This window comes from Streptomyces tricolor (genome assembly GCF_002155905.1).
GTDB classification, from domain to species: Bacteria; Actinomycetota; Actinomycetes; order Streptomycetales; family Streptomycetaceae; genus Streptomyces; species Streptomyces tricolor.
In genome coordinates this window covers 1-5,834 of record NZ_MUMF01000537.1, presented here as the reverse complement: position 1 = coordinate 5,834, position 5,834 = coordinate 1, and the positions used below count along the sequence as shown (strand labels likewise).

Annotated in this window: 8 protein-coding genes; 6 read left to right on the top strand and 2 right to left on the bottom strand. The window is 72.9% G+C overall.

The window, feature by feature from the left end; all coding sequences use genetic code 11:
• Nucleotides 1-205 precede the first annotated feature (205 nt).
• From CCN44_RS32815 to CCN44_RS32805, 3 genes are all read left to right on the top strand, one after another.
• A complete protein-coding gene (locus tag CCN44_RS32815; RefSeq protein WP_059248745.1) occupies nt 206-1,144 on the top strand; it encodes a PAC2 family protein in 939 nt (312 codons plus the stop codon).
• 93 nt (nt 1,145-1,237) lie between these two features.
• A complete protein-coding gene (gene coaE / locus CCN44_RS32810) occupies nt 1,238-1,855 on the top strand; it encodes a dephospho-CoA kinase (RefSeq protein ID WP_059248744.1) in 618 nt (205 codons plus the stop codon).
• Nucleotides 1,856-1,904: 49 nt separating this feature from the next.
• A complete protein-coding gene (locus tag CCN44_RS32805) occupies nt 1,905-2,285 on the top strand; it encodes a tetratricopeptide repeat protein (RefSeq protein WP_059248743.1) in 381 nt (126 codons plus the stop codon).
• 82 nt (nt 2,286-2,367) lie between these two features.
• On the opposite strand, the gene CCN44_RS32800 is transcribed toward CCN44_RS32805, so the two are convergent.
• Nucleotides 2,368-2,682 carry a DUF6343 family protein gene (locus tag CCN44_RS32800; RefSeq protein ID WP_059248742.1) on the bottom strand — a complete coding sequence of 105 codons (315 nt, stop codon included), beginning with the start codon at nt 2,680-2,682 and terminating at the stop codon, nt 2,368-2,370.
• A 129-nt stretch (nt 2,683-2,811) separates the two neighbouring features.
• On the opposite strand from CCN44_RS32800, the gene CCN44_RS32795 reads away from it, so the two are divergent.
• The 3 genes from CCN44_RS32795 to CCN44_RS32785 all read left to right on the top strand — a co-directional run bounded on the left by CCN44_RS32795 (nt 2,812) and on the right by CCN44_RS32785 (nt 5,037).
• Nucleotides 2,812-3,723: an acyltransferase domain-containing protein gene (locus tag CCN44_RS32795; protein WP_086701833.1), complete on the top strand. Its 912-nt coding sequence runs from the start codon at nt 2,812-2,814 to the stop codon at nt 3,721-3,723.
• 74 nt (nt 3,724-3,797) lie between these two features.
• On the top strand, nt 3,798-4,478 hold the full coding sequence (locus CCN44_RS32790; RefSeq protein WP_059248741.1) for a class I SAM-dependent methyltransferase: 681 nt from the start codon (nt 3,798-3,800) through the stop codon (nt 4,476-4,478).
• Nucleotides 4,479-4,584: 106 nt separating this feature from the next.
• Nucleotides 4,585-5,037, top strand: coding sequence for a DoxX family protein (locus CCN44_RS32785; RefSeq protein WP_086701831.1), 453 nt, complete (start codon nt 4,585-4,587; stop codon nt 5,035-5,037).
• Between the two features lie 120 nt (nt 5,038-5,157).
• On the opposite strand, the gene CCN44_RS32780 is transcribed toward CCN44_RS32785, so the two are convergent.
• On the bottom strand, nt 5,158-5,834 hold a 677-nt coding region (locus CCN44_RS32780; protein WP_086701829.1), incomplete at its 5' end, for an RNA-binding S4 domain-containing protein.

Sequence of the window (5,834 nt, the reverse complement as noted above, 5' to 3'; positions counted from 1 at the left end):
GCGGTTGGGATGGTCGGGGCCGGTGCGCGTCGTTTCTCATACGTGAACTGAAGTCGCCATGGTGAACCGAGCGTTCGTGAAGGTACGGACCAGGTGACGGGTCGTCAAGATGTCCCGCGAGAGAGTGCTGCTCAGCGGCGTGTCGCGGGAATTCCCCTGTTCCAGGGCGCGTTGTCGATGAGGAACACGAGGAGGAGCGGTCACAGTGCTTGATCCGCAGGGTTTGTACGCATGGGAGCCGAAGGGCCTCGCCGTGGTCGACATGGCGCTCGCCCAGGAGTCGGCCGGCCTTGTCATGCTCTACCACTTCGACGGATACATCGACGCGGGCGAGACCGGCGACCAGATCGTCGACCGGCTGCTCGACTCACTGCCCCACCAGGTCGTGGCCCGATTCGACCACGACCGGCTCGTGGACTACCGGGCCCGCCGGCCCCTGCTGACCTTCAAGCGGGACCGCTGGACCGGCTACGACGTCCCGGCCATCGAGGTCCGCCTCGTCCAGGACACCACCGGCGCCCCGTTCCTGCTGCTGTCCGGGCCCGAGCCGGACGTGGAGTGGGAGCGGTTCGCGGCGGCGGTGCGACAGATAGTGGAGCGGCTCGGCGTGCGCCTCGCCGTGAACTTCCACGGCATCCCCATGGGCGTACCGCACACCCGCCCGGTGGGCCTGACCCCGCACGGCAACCGCACCGACCTCGTCCCCGGCCACCGCAGCCCCTTCGAGGAGGCCCAGGTGCCCGGCAGCGCCGAGTCGTTGGTCGAGTACCGCCTCATGGAGGCCGGGCACGACGTCCTGGGCGTCGCCGCGCACGTCCCGCATTACATCGCCCGTTCGCCGTACCCGGACGCCGCGCTGACCGTCCTGGAGGCCATCACGGCCGCCACCGGCCTGGTCCTGCCCAGTGTCGCCCACTCCCTGCGCACGGACGCGCACCGCACGCAGACCGAGATCGACCGGCAGATCCAGGAGGGCGACGAGGAGCTGACCGCGCTCGTCCAGGGCCTTGAGCACCAGTACGACGCGGCGGCCGGCGCCGAGACGCGGGGCAACATGCTCGCCGAGCCCGTGGAGATCCCGTCGGCCGACGAGATCGGGCGGGAGTTCGAGCGGTTCCTGGCGGAACGGGAGGGAGACAACTGACCCGCGTGCCCCTTCGGGGGCGTGGGACCGCACCGGCGGTGCCTGCTCCACCTGCCCCACCGCACCCCGAGCGGAGCGTCTAGGCTTCCGCTCATGCTGACAGTGGGCCTGACCGGCGGGATCGGCGCCGGCAAGAGCGAGGTGTCGCGGCTGCTCGTGGAGCACGGGGCCGTGCTGATCGACGCGGACCGCATCGCGCGTGAGGTCGTGGCGCCCGGCACGCCCGGGCTCGCGGCCGTGGTGGACGCCTTCGGAGCGGACATCCTCGCCGCCGACGGCAGCCTGGACCGGCCCCGGCTCGGCTCGATCGTCTTCGCCGACCCCGAGAAGCTCGCCGTCCTCAACGCGATCGTCCACCCCCTGGTGGGCGCCCGCTCCCGTGAGCTGGAGAGCGCCGCGGCCGAGGACGCGGTGGTCGTCCACGACGTGCCCCTGCTCACGGAGAACGGTCTGGCACCGCTCTACGACGTCGTGATCGTCGTGGACGCGAGCCCCGAGACCCAGCTCGACCGGCTGGTGCGGCTGCGCGGGATGACCGAGGAGGACGCACGCGCGCGGATGGCCGCGCAGGCGAGCCGTGAGCAGCGCCGGGAGATCGCGGACATCGTGATCGACAACGACGTACCCCTGGACGCGCTCAGGAAGCGCGTCGCCGAGGTGTGGGACGACCTCGCGCGCCGGGCCCGGCAGGGCGGCGCGGGCGCGGAATAGCGGTCCGGACCGGGGCGTTGAAGTGCTGGAGTGAGGGAAGGACTCTGCCGTGCCCGAGACCAGCGGTTCCACCGGACGTACGCCGGAAACGCATGTCATCGACTTCCGTGCCGCCGAGCAGCTGCTCAACGCGCGGGACCCGCGGGGCGCGGTGAAGCTGCTCGACGGAGTCATCGCCGCGCACCCCGAGAACACCGCCGCCCGGCTGCTGCGCGCGCGTGCCTTCTTCGCCGCGGCGCAACTGCGGCCCGCCGAGCTGGAGTTCACCATCGTGCTGGAACGTGAGCCGGACAACGCGTTCGCCCACTTCGCCCTGGCCCGCACCTATGAGCGCCAGGGCCGCCCCGAGCAGGCCAAACGCCACTTCCGGCTGGCGGCGGCGCTCGACCCCAACCCGGAGTACCGGAAGGCGGCACGCTTCGAGGAGTGACGGCACGCTCCGGCGAGTGATGGCGCGGTCGCGAAGGACGGCGCGGTCACGGACGACCGTGCGGTCACGGACGACCGTGCGGTCACGGACGACCGTGAGGCCGCGTACGGCGGTGCCGCGACGGCCCGGGATACGGCGGTCCGGGGTCCGGCGGCTGGTACGGCGGTACGTCCCGGCCCGGCTGGTAGTGCGGACCCTGCCGCAGGTGCCGGAGGATCATGGTCATGTCGACGGTGATCAGCAGCCACAGCACTCCGCAGGCCACCGCCCAGCCCGGACGCCCCGCCAGCGCGAACGCCGCCGTGCCGAAGGTCGCCCAGACCAGCCCCCACAGGCTCAGCCAGAACCGCGCCCGCAGCGCACTGCGCGCGGTCGCCGGTTCACTGCCCGTACGCATCGGATCACCACTCCTGTGTGCAACGTACTCTTCGACGACGACGTGCATCAACACTCGACGCGGCGGTACGACCGACCGGTGAGGCAGCCCGCGGGGACGCCGTCCGTCGACACCGAAGGGGGACCGCCCGTGCTGCCGGACGCCGACGACCTGCCCGAACTCCTTCTCGACCTGGCCGTACCGCACGAGGACATCAACGAACTCGTCGCCCGGCGACGCAGGCTGGCCGGGGATCCGGGCGCGCTCGCCCTCCTGGCGGAATGCGTCGAGGAGGTCTTCCGCGGACCGGAGGACACGGGCCGCACACCCGCACTCGACGGCCTGCTCGCCTCGGCGCCGGCCGATCTGACCGACCTGTTCCCGGTGTACGTCTTCCTGGCCGCGCTCCCGCGCACCCAGGCGTACCACCGGGCGCGCGGCATCCCGGCCGAGGTGTCCCGGCGCACGCTGGCCGACCTGGGCCGGCAGCTCGCGCTGCACCGCCGACGGTACGGCAGGGCCGGGGTGCAGGCGCCGCGCTGGCTGGTCCGGCACTTCCGCGGCGAGCTGTACCACCTGGGGCGGCTGCAGTTCGAGCGGGCACGGATCGGGGACCGCGACGCCCGGGTGGCGGCGGCGGCCGGGCTGGACGCGGCACCCGGAACACCCTGTCTGAACCTGCACATCCCCGACTTCCACGGCCCGCTGACCCCGACCGCCTGTGACCGCTCCCTGGCGCTGGCCCGGGAGTTCTTCGCCCTGCACTTCCCGCAGGAGCGGCCCGCGGCGGTGCTGTGCCACTCCTGGCTGCTGGACCCGCAGTTGCGGCGGTACCTGCCGGCCCACTCCCGCATCGTCCGCTTCCAGGAACGGTTCCGCGTCGCGTGCGAGCAGACCGAGCCCGCCGACACCGAGCCCGTTCGGTTCGTCTTCGGGGACCCGGACCTGCCGGTGGACGAGCTGCCCCGCCGTACGTCCGTGGAGCGGGCCGTCGGGGACCATCTGCGGGCGGGCGGTCATTGGTACATCGGGCACGGATGGTTCCCGTTCCGGGCCGAATAGCTCGAACGAGTGAACTGGGGGAGGTCGGGAACGGGTGTGCGGGAGCGGGCCGTTGTCCGGGCATGAGGATCGAGATGCGCGACGGATACGAGGGCACGGGACCCGGTGCGATCACCCCGGACGGCTGCGCGGTCGAGCTGTACGCCCGGCTGCCGGTGGGCGACGAGCCGGACATCATCGCCGCGGCGGTACCGGCCGGGGCCCACATCCTGGAACTGGGCAGTGGCGTGGGCCGGGTGACCCACCCGCTGCTGGAGCGCGGCTTCACGGTGACGGCGGTGGACGAGTCCGCCGACATGCTGGCCCGGATCCGCGGGGCGCGCACGATATGCGACTCCATCGAAAACCTCGACCTGGGCGAGAAGTTCGATGTGGTGATGCTCGCGTCGTTCCTGGTGCACGCCGGTGACGAGGAGGTGCGCAGGGGCATGCTGCGCACCTGCGTCCGGCATGTGGCCGAGGGCGGTTGTGTGCTCATCCAGCGCGAGGGGCCGGACTATCACACCGACGTGCCCAGGGAGCGGGTGGACCCGAGCGGCTTCACCGTGCGGATCGCGTCCGTGGAGCCGGCCGGTGAGGGGGTGAACTCGGTCCGCGCGGAATACGAGTTCCCGGACGCGGTCTGGACCCAGACGTTCCTGGCCAGACCCCTGACGAAGGAGCAGTTCGAGTCGGCTCTGGCGGAAGCGGGACTGGAGGTGGACGCGTATCTGACACCGGACGGGATGTGGGTGAGGGCGGTGCCGGCGGCGTAGATGCCCCACTCGTTCGCACGGTGTCGGCGGACGGCGATGAGTTCTCGGTTTCTGGCCGGTCTACCCCGGTGAACGCAACCGGGACCGCTGCACCAGGAGGCCACCCATGTCCGAGACCACCGTCCCCGTCCACTCCGCGACGACGTCCGCGGCCTCCGCCGGCCCGCTCACCGGCCGGGCGCGCGGAGCCCGGGTCGCGCTGCGCGCGGTGCAGGTGCTGCTCGCCCTGTTCTTCGGCGTCGCCAGCGCCCTGCCCAAGCTCATAGCGCATCCGACGGCCGTCGAGTCCTTCGACAGGATCGGCTGGGGCGGCGGGGCCATGTACACCATCGGCGCGCTGGAACTCGCCGGCGCCGTCGCGCTGTTGGTCCCGATGTTGCAGTCCGTGGCGGCGGTCGCTCTCAGCGGGCTCATGGCGGGGGCGTTCGTCGTCCAGCTCGCCGCGTTCGACGGCCAGAACGCGGCGACCCCGCTGATCCTGATCGTCCCGCTCGCCCTGATCGCCTGGACCCGCCGCGCACACACCGCGGACCTGCTGCGGCTGCTGCGCCGACGCTGACACGCATACCGGCGCCGCCGGCGTGCGGGTGCCGCCGCTGCGCAGGTCCTGTCGAGGCGCACGACCGCCGAGGCGCACGACCGTCGATGTGCAGGCGCGTCGATGTGCAGGTCCGTCGGCTCAGCGTCCGCCGGAGCGCCCACTGGAGCCACCGGTCCCGCGGCCGCCGGGGCCGCCGGAGTCACCGGAGCCACCTGCGGTGCCGCGGCCGCCGGAGGGGCCGTGTCCGCCGGGGGTGCCCGAGCCGCGGCGTCCGCCACGGCCACCGGATCCACCGGACCCGCCGCGTCCGCCCGATGCGCCAGGCCCGCCGGACCCGCTCCGGCCACCGGTTCCGGTCGGTCCGGTGAAACCGGTGAGGCCGGCGAAGCCTCCGGGGACGCCCGGGCCGGCGAGGCCGCGGAGGCGTTCCAGTTCACGGCGGTCGCGCTTGGTGGGGCGGCCGGTACCGCGGTCGCGCAGGCCGACGGGAGCGACGGCCTCGCGCGGCGGGGGAGGAGGGGAGTTGTCGACGTAGCACTGCACGGCCACGGGCGCGCCGACCCGCTTGCGGATCAGGCGCTTGACGATCACGATCCGTTCCCGGCCCTCGTGCCGGAGCCGCACCTCGTCACCGACGCGCACGGAGTAGGCGGGCTTCACCCGCTCGCCGTTCACGTGCACGTGCCCGCCCCGGCAGGCGGCGGCGCCGAGGGAGCGGGTCTTGATCAGACGGACGGCCCAGATCCAGCTGTCGATGCGGACGGTCTCGCCGTCGGCGGGCCCGGCGGCCTCGGCGGCGGCCACCGCGGCGGCGA

Bases quoted from the DNA above. Each gene is read 5' to 3' on its own strand.
- coaE (WP_059248744.1), top strand. From the start codon at position 1,238: ATGCTGACAGTGGGCCTGACCGGCGGGATCGGCGCCGGCAAGAGCGAG.
- CCN44_RS32800 (WP_059248742.1), bottom strand. From the start codon at position 2,682: ATGCGTACGGGCAGTGAACCGGCGACCGCGCGCAGTGCGCTGCGGGCG.
- CCN44_RS32790 (WP_059248741.1), top strand. From the start codon at position 3,798: ATGCGCGACGGATACGAGGGCACGGGACCCGGTGCGATCACCCCGGAC.
- CCN44_RS32785 (WP_086701831.1), top strand. From the start codon at position 4,585: ATGTCCGAGACCACCGTCCCCGTCCACTCCGCGACGACGTCCGCGGCC.